Raw genomic sequence first — 16132 nt, forward strand, 5'->3', positions numbered from 1 at the left:
ACATGAACCCAACTAACTTTACCGCTAGGCTGTTACGTACAGTACTAACGAGTAAGCTTCCTATCGCAATATTGTTGTTGTCTGTATTTGCCGGTGCTGTTGCTCTTAAATTTACCGCACGTGAAGAAGAGCCACAAATTGTTGTACCTATGATTGATGTAGTGGTTGCAGCAAATGGCACTAACGCAAGACAAATTGAACGGTTAATTACCACACCATTAGAGAAATTATTATCGCAAATTCCTGGTGTAGAGCATGTATATTCGGCAACTTCAAACGGACAATCGAGAGTAACGCTACGTTTTTACGTGGGAGAAAATCGAGAACAAGCTATTCTTAATACTCACAATAAGCTGCTTGCTAACGAGAATAAAATGCCAGCTATTGTTAATCATTGGTTGGTTAAGCCACAAGAAGTTGATGATGTGCCCATTTTGATGATGGGCTTGTGGAGCGATGACGCCGCTAAAACGAATGATTATGAATTGCGCCGACTAGCTGAAGAAGTGAGTACTGTAATACAAGGTGTTGAAGATACAAGTGAAATTAATGTAATAGGTGGTCGACCACGGGTAGTGCAAGTTAATCTAAACCCTGAGCAATTAGCCGCAAGAAAAACTTCGATAGCTGAAGTCTTTAGTGCTATTGAAGTGTCTAATCTATTGAAGCATCAAGGCAATTTGACGCTAGAACGTCAATCAATCAGCTTTGAAAGTGGCGATGTTTATCGCAGCATTAATGCCTTAGAGCAAACACCTATTAATGTGATTGATGGCAGTGTGGTGTTGCTAAAAGATATTGCAACGATAGTCGATGGGCCCGATGAAGCCAAATACTACACCTGGATTGATTTTGCCCAAGGATATCAAGTGGGTAAAAACACAAACAAGCTAGAGCATAAAGTTAAAAATAAACACCCAACTAGTCATAATTCAAATAACTTCCCTATTGTTACCATTAGCGTAGCAAAACAGCGAGGGAGTAATGCGGTTAATGTGTCTAAAAATGTTCAAGAAGCGATTTATGCACTACAGGCTAAAATATTTCCCTCTAATGTTCACATTGAAATACTCAGAGATTATGGTGAAACAGCTAACGAAAAAGTGAATAATTTAACAACCAGTTTAGCTTTTGCTGTATTTACCGTTGTCGTTTTTATTGGTGTGTTTTTAGGTTGGCGTGCCGCTTTAGTTGTTGGTCTTGCGGTGCCTATTTGTTATGGCATTACTTTAGCTATAGATTTAGCTTTTGGTTACACCATAAATCGTGTGACCTTGTTCGCACTTATTCTGTCTTTAGGTTTACTCGTAGACGATCCCATTACGGGGGTTGACAACATTGAGCGTTATTTAAAACGCGGTAAAAATAACTTAACGGATAATATTGTTGGTGCTATTAATGAAATACGTGTGCCTTTATTACTCTCAACTTTGGCTATTGTACTCGCCTTTGTTCCCTTAGCATTTATAACAGGAATGATGGGGCCTTATATGGCGCCAATGGCATTTAATGTTCCGCTAAGTGTTATCGTAAGTACGCTAGTTGCTTTTTTAGTGACGCCATGGCTGGCGACAAAATTTTTAAAACCTGCAACACCTTTAAAGATAAATAACAGCGTTCAGCGCATTGAAAATAGCGCCAATGATAAAAGCAATTCACTGATTGAGTCATCTTCTAGTTTTGAGCGTTTTTACCGTAAAGTATTGTCGCCTTTATTAGAAAACAGAACGAAATCTAAGCTTGTACTTTTAGGCGTATTTATTGCTTTTATTGCTGCGGCAATGTTACCTGTGCTTCGTTTAGTTCCGTTAAAACTTTTGCCTTTTGATAATAAAAACGAACTGCAAATTATTATTGATATGCCTGAAAGTGCCACACTAGAACAAACCTCAGCTTTAGCTAAACAAGTGTCAGAGAAAGTACAATTGCTGCCAGAAATAAAAGCGATTTCTGCTTATGTAGGTATTGCTTCACCTATCGACTTTAATGGTTTAGTTCGTCAATATTATCAACGTCAATTGCCCAATATGGCAGATTTGCGCGTTACCTTAATTGATAAAGCTAAACGAGATCATCAATCTCATGGTGTAGTTTTAAGATTAAGGAAACTGCTTGAACCACTTAACAGGGATGGCGCAAAAATTAAAGTGGTTGAAGTACCACCCGGACCGCCGGTAATGAATACTTTAGTTGCAGAGCTTTATGGTAACCAATTTACCCCTTATGAAAATATACAGCAGGCGGCTACGTTAGTTGAAAACCGTTTAGCTAAAGAGCCTATGGTGGTTGAAATTGATAGTAACGTTGAAGATAACCAACAACGGCTACGCTTTATTACCGATAAAACCAAAGCAGCATTGTCGGGCGTGGCTACTCAAGATATCAATCAAGTGTTAGCTGTGGCTAATCAAGGTAGTGTTGCCAGCTATATGCATGACGAAAACGAAGCAGCACCATTGCCAATTAAGCTTCGGTTACCAATTGAGCAACGAGAAAGTATTGCTGATTTTTCTCGGTTAACACTTAAAGGTCGAGCAGGCATTGTACAAACAACAACAGCGCAAGGAATTGATATTGCACCGCAGTCGTTAATTTCGTTGGGGGAATTAGGAAGGTTTGAACAACAAGTAAACGATAAAACCATTTTCCATAAAGATTTAAAACCAGTGGTTTATGTTATGGCGGAAATATCGGGGCGAACGCCCGGTGAAGTTATTGCTGATGTCGCCTCAGACTTAACGACATCGTCGATTAGTAGTACGGAGGCTACCCAATTAAGCACACAAGATAAAAATCATACGAAAGATGCTCAAGCAAACGATTGGCAAAACCGTACATTTTTAACATCAGGTGGTGCTCAGCCATGGTCATTGCCTGAAGATATTAAATTGGTGTGGAGCGGCGAAGGAGAATGGCGCATTACTATTCGAGTGTTTAGAGATATGGGATTAGCTTTTATTTTTGCGCTAATTGGTATTTATTTTGTTTTGCGAATTCAAACGGCATCTACCGCTTTATCGCTCATTATTATGTCGGCTATTCCGTTAACAGTTATAGGTATTATGCCTGGTTTTTTAATGTTGAATCAATTTGGAGAGCGAGAAATTGCCGGAGCCCCAGAGCCTGTGTTATTTACGGCTACCGCAATGATAGGCATGATAGCTTTAGCAGGAATTGTTGTCAGGAATTCTCTTATTCTTGTCGAGTTTATTACTCAAGCTAGACAGCAAGGTGAAACCATTAAAGAGGCATTACTTCAAGCTGGTGCTGTGCGGATGCGGCCTGTTTTATTAACCGCAGGTACGACTTTATTAGGGAATTTAATTATCACCCTAGACCCTGTATTTAGTGGTTTAGCTATTGCGATAATATTCGGTATTATTTCTTCAACTGTCTTTACTTTATTTGTTGTTCCTATTGTGTATTTACTCGTATTCGACAAGCCTAATACAGTACAGAGTAGATAAAATGAGAGAGAATAATATTAACGCTAACGAGCAAAGCAACATAAACGATAATTTAAATAAAGGCCCAGGAAAAATTATGAAAAAGTCATTCATTCAAAAAGCGGTTATTCCCTTACTTACTTTAGTGGGCTTATTAATATGTGTTGCATGGATTGCAGGGTTGTTTGATGAAAAAATTGCACCAAATACCTTAGTACCAGCAGTTGAAAAACATCAGAATATTTATACTACAAAAAGTCAAACTCAGATGATTTTTGAACCAGTTGCTGCAAGTATTACAGCCAAACAAGCTAGTGTTATCTCGTCACGGCTTTTAGCACGTATTGATGAAATAACTGTAAGGGCAGGTGATAGTGTTAAAGAAGGCCAGTTGCTCATCAAATTGGAGCAATCGGACCTTCACTCTCAAGTGTTGCAAGAACAAGAAAAGGTAAAGGCGATTACGGCTCGACATATTGAAGCACAAAAAAATTATCAACGAGCGACACAGGTTTATCAACAAAAGCTCATTTCTGAAGTTGAGTTAGACAAATCGAAATCAGACTTTGATGCATTAAGTGCTGAGTTAAGCACTGCTAAACAAGCGTTAAAACAAGCACAAACAACGTTAAGTTACACTGAAATTAAAGCGTCAATGAATGGTCGAGTTGTTGATCGTTTTGCTGAGCCTGGGAATACTGCTCAACCAGGTAATAAACTACTTTCTATTTATAATCCATTGTCGCTAAGAGTAGAAGGGCAGGTGCGTGAAGGGTTGGCGCTTAACTTAGCACAAGGGCAAACAATCACAGTGCAACTACCCACATTTAACAAAAGTGTACCTGCTCAAATTGAAGAAATTGTTCCTGCAGCTAACACTGGCTCGCGTAGTTTTTTAGTCAAAGCGAGCATTAATTACCAAGAACAACTATTACCTGGTATGTATGCCAAAATGCTTATTCCTGCTGGTAGTGAAAATATAATTTACGTGCCACAAAATAGAGTTGCTCAAGTTGGACAATTATCGGTTGTCTGGGTGAGTGAAAATGGCTTAGCGCAACGCCGCTTTGTGCGCTTAGGTAAAAAAAATCATAAGGGATTAGTGTCAGTGATCTCAGGTTTGTCTGCTAATGAGCAGGTATTAGTTAAACCTTAAGAGAACATGCATAAAGTAAAAAAACGATTTTTTTACTTTTTATTTAATAAAATAGATGAAAGCGGCTTTTTAAAATGTCAATATCATCAGTTGGTTGTTATTATATCAAAGCTTGAATGTTATTTATTCAGTATCAGTAAGATGCGTATAGCGAAAATCAGATAATTAGTAAACACAAGGATGTTTTGAGTACATGTGTTTAATTATTCCACTAACGATAATTGACTTGGACCAATAGTGTTAAACAAAAAAAAATTATTTATCTATTTTTTATTATTCGCCTCGCAACTTCTCTGTGTGAGCAATGCTCAATATTTTACTAATAATGCTAGTACTTTTCTTCAAAGGCTTTCTCCTAACGAAGGCCTATCGCAAAGCCATGTGAATAAAACTGTACAAGATCATCGGGGCTTTATTTGGATAGCCACTGAAATGGGGTTAAATCGGTTTGATGGTTACCAAGTTAAATCAATCGATGGGCCAAATGGCATATTTACAACAGAGTCTATTACCACACTCTTTATTGATAAGAGTAAAACCTTATGGGTTGGCACATTAAATTCTGGTTTATTTCGAATAGACACTAACACTTTACGTGTTGAACAAGTATTCACTGGGCAATTAACAGCAGACTCGAAAGTATTTTCAGAAGTATTGACGATAGAGCAAGGTGCAGGTGATACTTTATGGTTAGGTATTTCAGAGCATGTTTACTCGTTAGATACTAAATCAGGAAAACTTACCCATTATTTAACCCTAAATTTAAAAGATAACATTGTTAGAGCACTACATTTAGAAGGGAATTGGCTATTTTGTGCTACAGGTTATGGCCTTTATCGATTAAATATATCCAATGGCGACAGTCTGTTTATTTCTCATCAAACTCCTGACTTTAATAGTATTGATAGCGATAATACGAAGTTTCTAATAAAAGATGACACCCTTGGTTTGTTAATGGGAACCGTTGATGGTTTGTTTCAAATACAAAATGCCATGAGTGACAGTATTGCTGAACTTACCAGTAAGTTAATTGTTCCAGATTTAAATATATGGGATATGCTGCTTGTTGGGAATGATTATTTAATTGCTACCAACAGCGGTTTGTTTCGTTTAAATCGTCTTAACATGAAACTAAGCCCAGTACTTAAGTTTAGTCATTCAAGGTTTCATACAACTGACAATACCATATTAGACTTATTAAGGGACACAAGTGGCAATATTTGGTTATCGTCAAAGTCTCAAGGCGTTTTGATTTGGTCTCCTGACACCCTACGCTTTCAAAGTATTCACTCGGCAAGTTCCCCTAAACTAAGTCATGATAATGTATTGTCTGTATATCAAGATAAGCATGATGTCTTATGGGTAGGGACAGATAATGGATTGAATCGTATTGATTTATCTGAAGGTATGAGCCAGTTATTACTTACCTCTAATGATTATAAAGCGGTTGCTGGTAATCATTTTATTGGTGATATTTACCCCTATACAGGCGATGACAGTAAACTTTGGCTGGTTGATGATTTTGGTTTGCAAATTTTTGATACCACTAACTTTACACTCACACGACCTAAATACAGTCAAGAAATGCTAGATATAGTCAACAATCACTGGCCCTTTGGTTATTATGTTGTTGATAATGAAAACATTATATTTATCACTAATGAAAGTCATTATTTATATAACTCAATAACTGGTGAGGTTCGTACATTACCTCAATTAAATGAGTTGAGTAGCCCTGAATTAAGTTGGGGCTTTTTACCTAGCTTTAGCACCAACCCAAAGAGTGTATTACTGGCAGCATCAGGACATCTTTATTTGTATAACCTGGTTACTAATGAATCTGAGCTTGTATATCGCACCAAAAATTATCAACCTCAATCGTTTGATTATGTAGATAACTGGGTAATAGATAAAAATAATACCTTATGGTTAGCAGTGAGTGGTGAAGGGATTATCGGTTTAGATAGTACGACCTTCGAAGAAAAATATCGTTTTGAAGCATCAACAAAAATGCCATCGGCAAGTGTTTATGCGTTGCAACTTGATGAATTTAATAACCTTTGGTTTAGCTCTCAATTAGGTTTGTTCCGTATGAACCTAGATGATTTTCATATTGAGAATTTTACCGCCGAAGATGGTCTGTTATCGAATGAGTACAATGGTTCAGCCTTTGCTAAACTTAATGATGGACGCCTTGTTTTTGGTTCGACTCGAGGAATAACTCTTTTTGCACCTCATCAATTTGTTGTTAATAATGCCATTGATAAGTCTTTCCAAGTATCGCTGACAAATATCGAACTATTATCAAATGATAAGCGAACATTTAAACCTCAACCCTCATTAGATGAATTAACATTAGATTATGATGAGTATGGGTTGAGGCTAGAGTTTTCTACCTTACACTATTCACGACAACTGAGAACACGCTATGACATAAATTTAGAAGGGCCAGAATCTTTTCATTTTACCAGCTATGCTAAAAATTCATTATTGCTTCCCAAATTATCTCCTGGAAATTATCAGCTTGAGATCTCAGCTTTTCATCCCGTTACGGGAAGAAAGTCGAAAGCACTGACTTTAGAAATACATTCATTGGCAGCTCCTTGGCTAACGCTTAGCGCGAAAATAATGTATTTAGTGCTAATTATCGCTGCTTTAAGTTTTTATCTTTATCTTAGGAATATTAGGCGAACTGCATTACTACTTGCTCATGATGAAACTAAAAAGAGTGAGCAACGAATGCTATTGGCGTTGAAAAGCAGTAACAGTGGAGTGTGGGAGTATCATATTGCTGATGATCAACTTTACGATAAACGGTTAACCGATGAGCTTGGTTATACAGATTTGAGGCAACCTCATATTTTAAGGTTTCACCTTGAACGTATCAAGTATGACGACTTTTCTCGGTTAGAACAAAACTGGAAGGACTTTGTCGCGGGTGATTTAAAACGTTGGGATGTTTCCTATCAAATGCTTGCTAATAATGGTTCGTGGTTATGGTTTAGGGATGTAGGGCGAATAACGGCAACCGATGCCGAAGGCAAACCAACTAAAGTCTCTGGTACTTATACCAATATTACACAATCTAAAGCTGATGAAGCAAAAGCAGTATTGTTTGGAGAAGCATTTAGTCAGATTAATGATTGGGTGTTAATTGTCAATTCTCGATTAGTACCAGTGTCGGCTAACGATACATTTTTTAGTGCGTTTTCTTCTAAAAATAGCCATGTGTTACCTAGCTTTGAACAAATAGTTGAAACCTTAGGAGATCAGAAATTTGAAGAATTTAAAGAAATAATTAAAGAAATTGAGCCGGGACAAACATGGCAAGGTGAAGAGGTTATTACCACTAAGCTTGAAGAAAAACATCCTGTGTTGATTAAAATTAATGCGATTGTAAAGTCGAATAGTGAGATTAGTCATTATGTTATTGTTATCTCAGATATTACTATTCAAAAAAATGCGGAAGAAAAGCTTAGACACCTTGCACATTATGATTATTTAACGAACTTACCCAACCGAAAACTTATTCTTGAAAAAATAGAGCAAAACATTGAAGAACATCGAGTTAATAAGAAAAAGTTGGCTTTGTTTTTTATTGATTTGGATAAGTTTAAACAGGTTAATGACTCGTTAGGTCATAGTGTTGGCGATGATTTACTTCGATATGTCGCCAAAACACTTATCCAGAATGTAAAAACACGGGATTTAGTTGCACGTCAAAGCGGTGATGAGTTTATGATCTTAATTGACGACTTTGAAAGTATTGAGCACTTGACCAATTTGGCTCGACGCATCATTAAAAAGCTAGCTGAGCCATTGAAGTTAAAGGGGACTCATGTAAACGTTTCTGCAAGTATTGGTATTGCTATCTACCCTGATGATGCAGAGCAGTCAGCGCAGTTAATTCAAAAAGCAGATATGGCGATGATTCATGCAAAAGAAACGGGCAGAAGTCGATTTGAATTTTTTACCGTTGCAATGAACGAAAAAGCTCAACAGCGCATTGCCCTTGAGGTTGAACTACATCAAGCTTTTAACAATAATGAGTTAATTAACTATTACCAACCTATTGTTGATTGTGCTCAACAACGCGTTATTGGTTTTGAGTTACTCTTACGTTGGCCTCAAAAAAATGGTTTTATTTCGTCTGAAACCTTCATTCCTATTGCAGAAGATATTGGTCTCATTAGCCAAATAACTGAGCAGGCAATAGATCAAGCGTTAGCCGATTTTTGCCGTTGGCAAATTCAATACCCTCATACGTATGTGTCGATTAATTTATCAGCCATCCATATTCTTCAAAAAGGCTTAGTGTCAACATTGCAAAAGCTAATACTCAAACATAATTTATCGGCTGAAGCAGTAAGACTTGAAATTACCGAAGGTACTTTACTCTCTGATAAATCGACTGCTTTGTTAAGACTAGAAGAATTAAAGTCTTTAGGCTTTAAGTTATTGTTAGATGACTTTGGTACTGGGTATTCTTCGTTAACTTATTTAAGTAAATTTCCCATCGATGTCATTAAAATTGATCAAAGTTTTATTCGTAATTTACAATCAAACCCGATGAATAAACCTATTATTAAATCTATTGTAGAATTGGCTAATAATCTTGAACTTACCTGTATTGCTGAAGGTGTTGAGACTGAAAAGCAACTGAGTTATATCCGCAGTTTAAATTGTGAAGTTATCCAAGGCTACTTTTTTGCTAAACCATCATCTATCGAACATGTCATTAGCGATGATTTTAAAGCTGAAATTACAAAATTACTGGCTTTGAATTAACATCAATGTTGCGATGGTGTTGGTTAAACTGCAATGGCGTCAGTTAAACAAAGAAAGAGTTCGCACTCTCTTTCTTTGTGTTGATAACCGATTTTAACCAATAAGGTCAGCTCAATAAGAGCTGAGAACACTCACTTAACAGATAGTGATTGATTTAGTTGATAGCTAAAAGTTCGACATCAAATATTAATACTGACCCACCGGCAATTTTTCCTGCATTTCTGTCGCCATACGCGAGTTCACTTGGAATAAAAAATCGTGTTTTTTCACCAACAGTCATTAATTGTAACCCTTCAGTCCAACCTTTTATTACTTGATTCAAGCCAAAGGTAATTGACTCACCACGATCAACTGAACTGTCAAATACGGTTCCGTCAATCAAAGTGCCATGATAATGCACTGTTACTTTATCTGTTGCAGCTGGGTGCTGTGTCTCTTGTGAAGGGGTTAAAACAAGATACTGCAAGCCTGATGATGTTGTTTTTACACCCGATTTGTTTTTATTTTCAGCTAAAAATGCTTTACCGAGCGCAGTATTTTTTTCTGAATTTTTTGCATTATTCATGTTTGAGACAATATAAAAAATGATGCCGACAGCAACAAGTATGGCGAGGACTGTTTTCATTGAACGTTTCCTAATATGTTACTTATGAGTTCAAGCACCAGTAAAGTTAATTAAACTCGGCTCACAAGCAGGACTAAAATAAAATAGGCTGCTATCGTACCAACAGCCAAAGAAAGTGCCAACCTTGAATTTTACCATTTAAGTAACCATGTTATAGATTGCTCTAAGGGCTGTAAACAATCCGATATTAACGTTAATTAGGTTAATCAATACATCACCGGTGCATCAACCTGAACAGACCACTGAGAAATTAATGAACAAATCATCAATAGAGCATCAACCTAGCAAAAATGATCAAACTGACAATATAAAACAAAAGAGAGCATTTCAAAGTCTTTTGCCTATTCTGGCTTTTATAAAACCTTATAAAGTTATGGTTATTCTTGCTTTGTTGGCACTTTTGTTAACCGCAGGCGTTAATTTATCTTTAGGCCAAGGTGTTAAGTTTGTTATTGACAGTGGCTTTATCGCAGGCTCTAAAGCGCAATTAACCTCAGCTATTATGGTGCTTATCGCCTTAATTGTTTTATTAGCGGTTGGTACTTTTAGTCGTTTTTACTTAATGTCTTGGCTTGGTGAGCGTGTTAGCGCTGATATAAGAAGCGCAGTATTTAATCGAATAGTGACTTTGCATCCTAGTTATTTTGAAGAGAATAGAAGTGGCGAGTTAATGTCTCGCTTAACTACCGATACCGCGTTGTTACAATCGATTATTGGCTCTTCTTTTTCTATGGCTTTACGTAGCAGTTTAATGTTAATTGGCGGCTTAATTATGCTGCTAGTGACTAATTTAAAGCTTACTTTATTTGTTATGGTTTGTGTGCCACTTATTCTAGTACCTATGATGATTTATGGGAAAAAAGTCAGAAATTTAGCTGAAAGCTCTCAAGAAGCAATCGCTGATATTGGTACTTATGCTGGAGAAATCATCCAAAATATTAAAATGGTACAAAGTTATACGCATGAACAACATGAACAGCAAGCGTTTGGTGGTGAAGTAGAAAAGGCTTTTAGTGTAGCTAAGCGACGAATTAAACAACGTTCTTTCTTAATTGCAACGGTGATTTTCTTAACTTTTGGTGCGATAAGTATGATGCTGTGGGTCGGTGGTATGGACGTACTTAACGGCACTATGAGTGGAGGTGAGCTCGGCGCTTTTGTTTTTTATGCTATTATGGTGGCGATGAGTGTGGCAACTGTTGCTGAAGTATATGGTGAGTTGCAACGCGCTGCTGGCTCTGCGACTCGATTACTTGAACTGTTGAAGGTTGAAAGTGATATTACACCCCCTAACGTTGTGCAAAAAATTCCTACTCCTTGTTTAGATAATGTTGCTCTGACCTTTAACAATGTCGATTTTTATTATCCCTCACGGCCTGATACTGCCGCGTTAAAATATATAAATTTAACTATACCCACGGGAAAAGTTGTGGCATTAGTTGGCCCCTCAGGAGCAGGTAAAACGACTTTGTTTGAATTGTTGCAGCGATTTTATGATCCACAAAAAGGGCAGATAAACTGTCATGGCATTAATATAACTCAGTTGGGTTTAACAGATTTAAGGCAATTAATGGGAATGGTACCCCAACATCCGGTACTGTTTAGCTCAGATGTTTGGCACAACATTCGATACGGTAAGCCAGAAGCGAGTGATGAAGCGGTTATTGAAGCGGCTAAGAAGGCACATGCTCATGAATTTATTGAGCAATTACCGCAAGGCTATAAAAGCTTTTTAGGTGAACAAGGAGTGAGATTATCGGGTGGCCAAAAACAACGGTTGGCACTTGCTAGAGCTATTTTAAAAGATCCAGAAATATTATTGCTTGATGAAGCAACAAGTGCACTAGACGCGCAGAGTGAACACCATGTACAAGCAGCATTGAACGAATTAATGGTTAACCGTACAACCTTAATTATTGCTCATCGACTAGCCACAGTAATACATGCTGACATTATTGTCGTTATGGATAAGGGACGCATCGTTGATATTGGTGATCATCAATCATTATTAAAAAGCTCACAGCTTTATCAACGATTGTGTGAGCTTCAGTTTGATAAAACAGATATCGCTAAATAACAATAACAATAACAATAACAATCACTAAAATTCAGCCTAAGTATTTAGTGAGCTGCACTTTAAGTATATAAAACGTGAAAGAGTGTTGAATTATAGCTCTTTGCTAGGGCGTGTTTAATTTTTACTAGGCAAAATAATGGTAAATTCAGCTCCTGCTAAGTCAGAAGAGTTTGCTATGTTAATTTCACCTTGATGCCATTGAATAATACGTTTTACGATAGCAAGACCCATTCCATAGCCTTTAACATTATTATTGATAGCTTTACCTCTGGTAAAAGGTTTTACTATTTCTGCCCATTGCTCTTTTTCAATTCCCTCGCCGTCATCACTGATGATCAGGTGAACACTTTCTTGCTGTTGCTTTATTTCTATTTTAACCATACTTCGGCCATACTGACATGCATTTTGAACCAAATTATTTACCAATATAGCTAAATAAGCAGGATCGCCATAAACAAATATTGGTTGTGTATTGGCTGTTAATTCAATATGTATCGCTTGCGTGTCTTTATTTTTAATAGTGTCGGTAACCAAAGCAGAAAAATCAAAGTTCACTTTATCTATTTTAACCATCGTTTGATCAAGCCTTGCGTAGCGTAATAACGTTTCGACAAGCGCTACCATTTCATCAACATTATCACTGATGCGTTGCTCGTAACGTTTACGAAGTAGAGGATCTTCTTCTTCTTGTAAAGTGTCTATACCAAAACGAATGCGGGCGAGTGGTGTTCGTAAATCATGTGAAACGGCGCTGCTAAGGAGTTTTACATCATTAACTAAATCTTCTATACGTTGCGCCATATGATTAAATTCAATTTCTAAATCACTAATATAAGCAATTGATCCTATGGTAACTCGTTGTGCTAACTTTCCTTCTCCAAAGGCTTTTGCTGCTTGGCGCAAAGCGAGTAAGCGTTTCAGTAATGGCATTAACCACAACAGCATTAATGTCAGCATGAGTAAGTAAAATAAACTGGTAAGGATAAAACTTGTAAGTTCATTTGAATGATTAACTTGAAGGGGAGGGGCAGATAGCACTAATAACTTATTTGTACGTGCTAAATAAAAATGTATATCGATGCTGTCTTGAGTTTCTAGTAATAACGTTTGACCCGATTTAAGGCTTTGTGTCAGTGAATCTGGCAACGCGAGTTTAGTTAGCGAGCGTAACTTTAATTGATAAACATTATTTTTAGGCCAACTTTGGATAAAATCTTCAGGGTTTTGTATTTCATTTAGGCTAGTTGCAATGTGCTGACCAATTTGTTCTAAAATCGCGACGCTATCTTTTTGTTCATTCGATTCACCTTCACTGTACTGGTTATAAATGTTATCAAACATCCAACCTAAGCCAATGGTTGCAACTAGGACTACAGCAATTAATGAAAATGTTAAATTACGCATGATTATTATGACTTAATGTGATGTTTTTTAAATGTATTTATAATAAGTAACCTAAGCTCGGCTTAACAAATATTTCTCTAGCAGCTATTTTTCCTTACTTCTTCGTTAAATTTCTTGCAATAGGCCAGCTATTGACGCGAAATTTGCCTTGAATTAAGAAAAACTATCAAGCTAAAGTGGAGTAAAATAATTATTTACCTATTTTTCAAACTGTTAACCATCTCTTAAACCGAGTTCATGTTAAGTACTTAGAATTAAATAAGCTAATATTGTTCTTTAGTGAATGTTTTTGTTGATTAGATAAATTACCAAACATCCTTAGCTAATAAGTAGCCTTTACCCCAAATAGTTTTTATACGAAAGGGCTCTGAAGAGTTGTCTTTTAACTTTTTCCTCAATCGTGAAATACGCAAATCTATTGAACGGTCAAATCCATCATAATCATAACCTCTAAAATGGCTAACTAGTGCTTCGCGAGTGACAACTTGTCCTGCTTTTTGAGCAAGAAACCATAAAACATCGAACTCGTTGGACGATAGCTGAATATCTTGCTTATCTAAAGTAACACTTCTAGCGTGCTCGTTAATGACTAAACCGTTAAACTGGAGCTGATACTTTTGTTTTTCAGAATTGAAGTTTGTTCCGTTTTGTTGAACGGGTGTGTCGTTACGCCTTAATAAACCTCTGATCCTAGCTAATAGTACTCTTGCTCTAACAGGCTTGGTAATATAATCATCAGCGCCCATTTCTAAACCAAGCACTTCATCAATTTCTTCATCTCTTGCGGTGATCATAATAATAGGGTTGATAAATTCAGGTCTTACCGTTTTGCAGACATCTAAACCGTCTAACCCCGGTAACATGCCATCAAGCAAAACAATATCGGGATTGAGCGTTTTTATTAACTCAACCGCGTCGTCACCTCGATGGCAGGTAGTCACTTTAAATCCTCTGGCGGTCAGGTATTCTGCAATCCATTGAGCAAGTTCAATATCATCTTCTACTAACAATATTTTTGCTTCAATAACCTGTGTCATATTACCGTCCTATTTGAAAAGATGAGGCGAGATAATCGCTCGCCAATTTGTTATTTATATTTTAAAACAATCGCCAAGATTTTCTTGGCTTACCTTTTTTCTTATGTACCCAAGCCATTTTTACATTTGCTTGTGCAAGGATTTTTGTACCATGTTGAGTTTTTATCGCAAAGCGTAAGTTGGTTTTGGTTGTAAACTCTTTTTTAAAGGTGCCTTCTCGTTTGTTATACCAACATTGTAAGGGTTGAGGTTGCCTAGCATAGTACAGGCAATAGTTGTCAGTTTTATCTGCATGCCAAGTTAATTCAACGGCGACATAACAGTTTTGTCCTTGCTGCATTGCAACACATTGCTCAGGTGAAACGCTTAAGCTGACTGTATTGCTTTGCTGTGACTTTTGCGCAAGTTGAGCGGCTAAAGTATTTTCAAATGCCAATGGTGACGCACTTACATCAAAGCCTAAAAATAGCATGAAAGTGAGTAAGATTAAAAAAACACCTTTTTGTTTTTTACCTAGCAAAGAGCGATTGTAAATAGCTTGATTCATCACTCCCCCTTAAAAAGCATAGGTTAATAGTAAGCCTGCACGATAACCATTTTCTACGTTATCTGTACGACTCGCAATAGCGCGATCTGAGAGCGTGGTGTAGCCAGCAAATCCACCGATAACCCAATCTGTACTTAATGGATATTCAACGCCGACCTCTGCAGAAGTAGAAATGCCTGCTGATTTAGATAAATCATCATCAGGGACATCAACGACTCCATGAGGAAGTACTTCTTTAGAACGATATTGCACACCGACATTGGTATAAATATTCCAATTCTTAACTTGCCAGTTAACACCGTAAGAAATAGAGGCTTCAATGCCGTCGCTACCTTCATCGTTACCGCTTATTGGCGAGAAAATTATTTGAAGTAAACTATTATCAAAATAACCTGTTGCTCGTACACCACCACGTTTACTTTGGTTACGAATTTGAATTTCTTTTAAGCCGTCAATGCCACGAGTACTATTTTGATAATATAAATCGAAAGCCCAGTCTTCACTGTTATAAAAGTTATATCCCCATGCGGATAATGAGTACATGCCATGTGTGCGTCGAGAGCTTAAACCAGGAGATTCCATAAAAAATCCCAGCAGTTGTACTCGATAGCTAAAATCAAGATCAAACTCTGATGAACTGTCTTCATTGCCAGAAAGTGAATAATCATCACCTGTGCTAGAGATACCACTCATATTCAAATAAAAACCATCACGAGAGTTATCACTTATGTTAATTTCACTAATACGAATGTTGCAATCTTCAGTAATATCATCCTCATCGGTGCTGTCATCGTCACCACAATGGAAGTGCCAAGTGTCATCATCGTCAGAATTATCGTTTTGATTTTTATTGTGGCTGTGTTCACTCACTTCAACTTCAGCTGCTATTTCTGAGGGCGTTGCCTCTTCAATGATTACAGATTCAACCTGCTTGGAGGCCGTTTCTGTTGCAGGTAATGGTTTGTCATTTTTCGCCATCACCAGCGGCGCTGATAAAAGTAAACCAACTAAAGCGGTGTGGTTAAATAGAGGTTTTAATTTATATTTCATGG

9 protein-coding genes are annotated in these 16132 nt (G+C 37.1%); 4 read left to right on the top strand and 5 right to left on the bottom strand.

Annotated features, from left to right (window positions below):
• Window positions 1-2 precede the first annotated feature (2 nt).
• From AC27G3_RS10135 to AC27G3_RS10145, 3 genes are all read left to right on the top strand, one after another.
• The gene (locus tag AC27G3_RS10135) at window positions 3-3467 is read left to right on the top strand and encodes an efflux RND transporter permease subunit (protein ID WP_487121210.1); all 3465 of its coding nucleotides are present in this window, start codon (window positions 3-5) and stop codon (window positions 3465-3467) included.
• 1 nt (window position 3468) lies between these two features.
• On the top strand, window positions 3469-4602 hold the full coding sequence (locus AC27G3_RS10140; RefSeq protein ID WP_487121212.1) for an efflux RND transporter periplasmic adaptor subunit: 1134 nt from the start codon (window positions 3469-3471) through the stop codon (window positions 4600-4602).
• A 237-nt stretch (window positions 4603-4839) separates the two neighbouring features.
• Complete coding sequence (locus tag AC27G3_RS10145) at window positions 4840-9390, top strand: EAL domain-containing protein (RefSeq protein ID WP_487121214.1); 4551 nt, start codon at window positions 4840-4842, stop codon at window positions 9388-9390.
• A 154-nt stretch (window positions 9391-9544) separates the two neighbouring features.
• Here AC27G3_RS10145 and bamJ read toward each other — a convergent pair whose 3' ends face one another.
• Window positions 9545-10015, bottom strand: coding sequence for a BamJ family beta-barrel-assembly machinery protein (gene bamJ, locus AC27G3_RS10150; protein WP_487121216.1), 471 nt, complete (start codon window positions 10013-10015; stop codon window positions 9545-9547).
• 253 nt (window positions 10016-10268) lie between these two features.
• On the opposite strand from bamJ, the gene AC27G3_RS10155 reads away from it, so the two are divergent.
• Window positions 10269-12092, top strand: a complete 1824-nt coding sequence (locus tag AC27G3_RS10155) for an ABC transporter transmembrane domain-containing protein (RefSeq protein ID WP_487121218.1) — start codon at window positions 10269-10271, stop codon at window positions 12090-12092.
• Window positions 12093-12206: 114 nt separating this feature from the next.
• Here AC27G3_RS10155 and AC27G3_RS10160 read toward each other — a convergent pair whose 3' ends face one another.
• The 4 genes from AC27G3_RS10160 to AC27G3_RS10175 form a co-directional block, all read right to left on the bottom strand.
• The gene (locus AC27G3_RS10160; RefSeq protein ID WP_487121220.1) at window positions 12207-13496 is read right to left on the bottom strand and encodes an ATP-binding protein; all 1290 of its coding nucleotides are present in this window, start codon (window positions 13494-13496) and stop codon (window positions 12207-12209) included.
• 305 nt (window positions 13497-13801) lie between these two features.
• The gene (locus AC27G3_RS10165; protein ID WP_487121222.1) at window positions 13802-14533 is read right to left on the bottom strand and encodes a response regulator; all 732 of its coding nucleotides are present in this window, start codon (window positions 14531-14533) and stop codon (window positions 13802-13804) included.
• Between the two features lie 61 nt (window positions 14534-14594).
• Window positions 14595-15080 carry a DUF3019 domain-containing protein gene (locus AC27G3_RS10170; protein ID WP_487121224.1) on the bottom strand — a complete coding sequence of 162 codons (486 nt, stop codon included), beginning with the start codon at window positions 15078-15080 and terminating at the stop codon, window positions 14595-14597.
• Between the two features lie 9 nt (window positions 15081-15089).
• Entirely contained in the window at window positions 15090-16130 is a 1041-nt protein-coding gene (locus AC27G3_RS10175) for a MipA/OmpV family protein (RefSeq protein ID WP_487121226.1), read from the bottom strand.
• Between the last annotated feature and the right edge of the window lie 2 nt (window positions 16131-16132).

It is taken from the genome of Colwellia sp. SU-HH01217, assembly GCF_057543495.1.

What these genes read in the sequence shown, in the direction of transcription:
- AC27G3_RS10135 (WP_487121210.1), top strand. Translation starts at nt 3, where the DNA reads ATGAACCCAACTAACTTTACCGCTAGGCTGTTACGTACAGTACTAACG.
- AC27G3_RS10140 (WP_487121212.1), top strand. Translation starts at nt 3,469, where the DNA reads ATGAGAGAGAATAATATTAACGCTAACGAGCAAAGCAACATAAACGAT.
- bamJ (WP_487121216.1), bottom strand. Translation starts at nt 10,015, where the DNA reads ATGAAAACAGTCCTCGCCATACTTGTTGCTGTCGGCATCATTTTTTAT.
- AC27G3_RS10155 (WP_487121218.1), top strand. Translation starts at nt 10,269, where the DNA reads ATGAACAAATCATCAATAGAGCATCAACCTAGCAAAAATGATCAAACT.
- AC27G3_RS10160 (WP_487121220.1), bottom strand. Translation starts at nt 13,496, where the DNA reads ATGCGTAATTTAACATTTTCATTAATTGCTGTAGTCCTAGTTGCAACC.
- AC27G3_RS10165 (WP_487121222.1), bottom strand. Translation starts at nt 14,533, where the DNA reads ATGACACAGGTTATTGAAGCAAAAATATTGTTAGTAGAAGATGATATT.
- AC27G3_RS10170 (WP_487121224.1), bottom strand. Translation starts at nt 15,080, where the DNA reads ATGAATCAAGCTATTTACAATCGCTCTTTGCTAGGTAAAAAACAAAAA.
- AC27G3_RS10175 (WP_487121226.1), bottom strand. Translation starts at nt 16,130, where the DNA reads ATGAAATATAAATTAAAACCTCTATTTAACCACACCGCTTTAGTTGGT.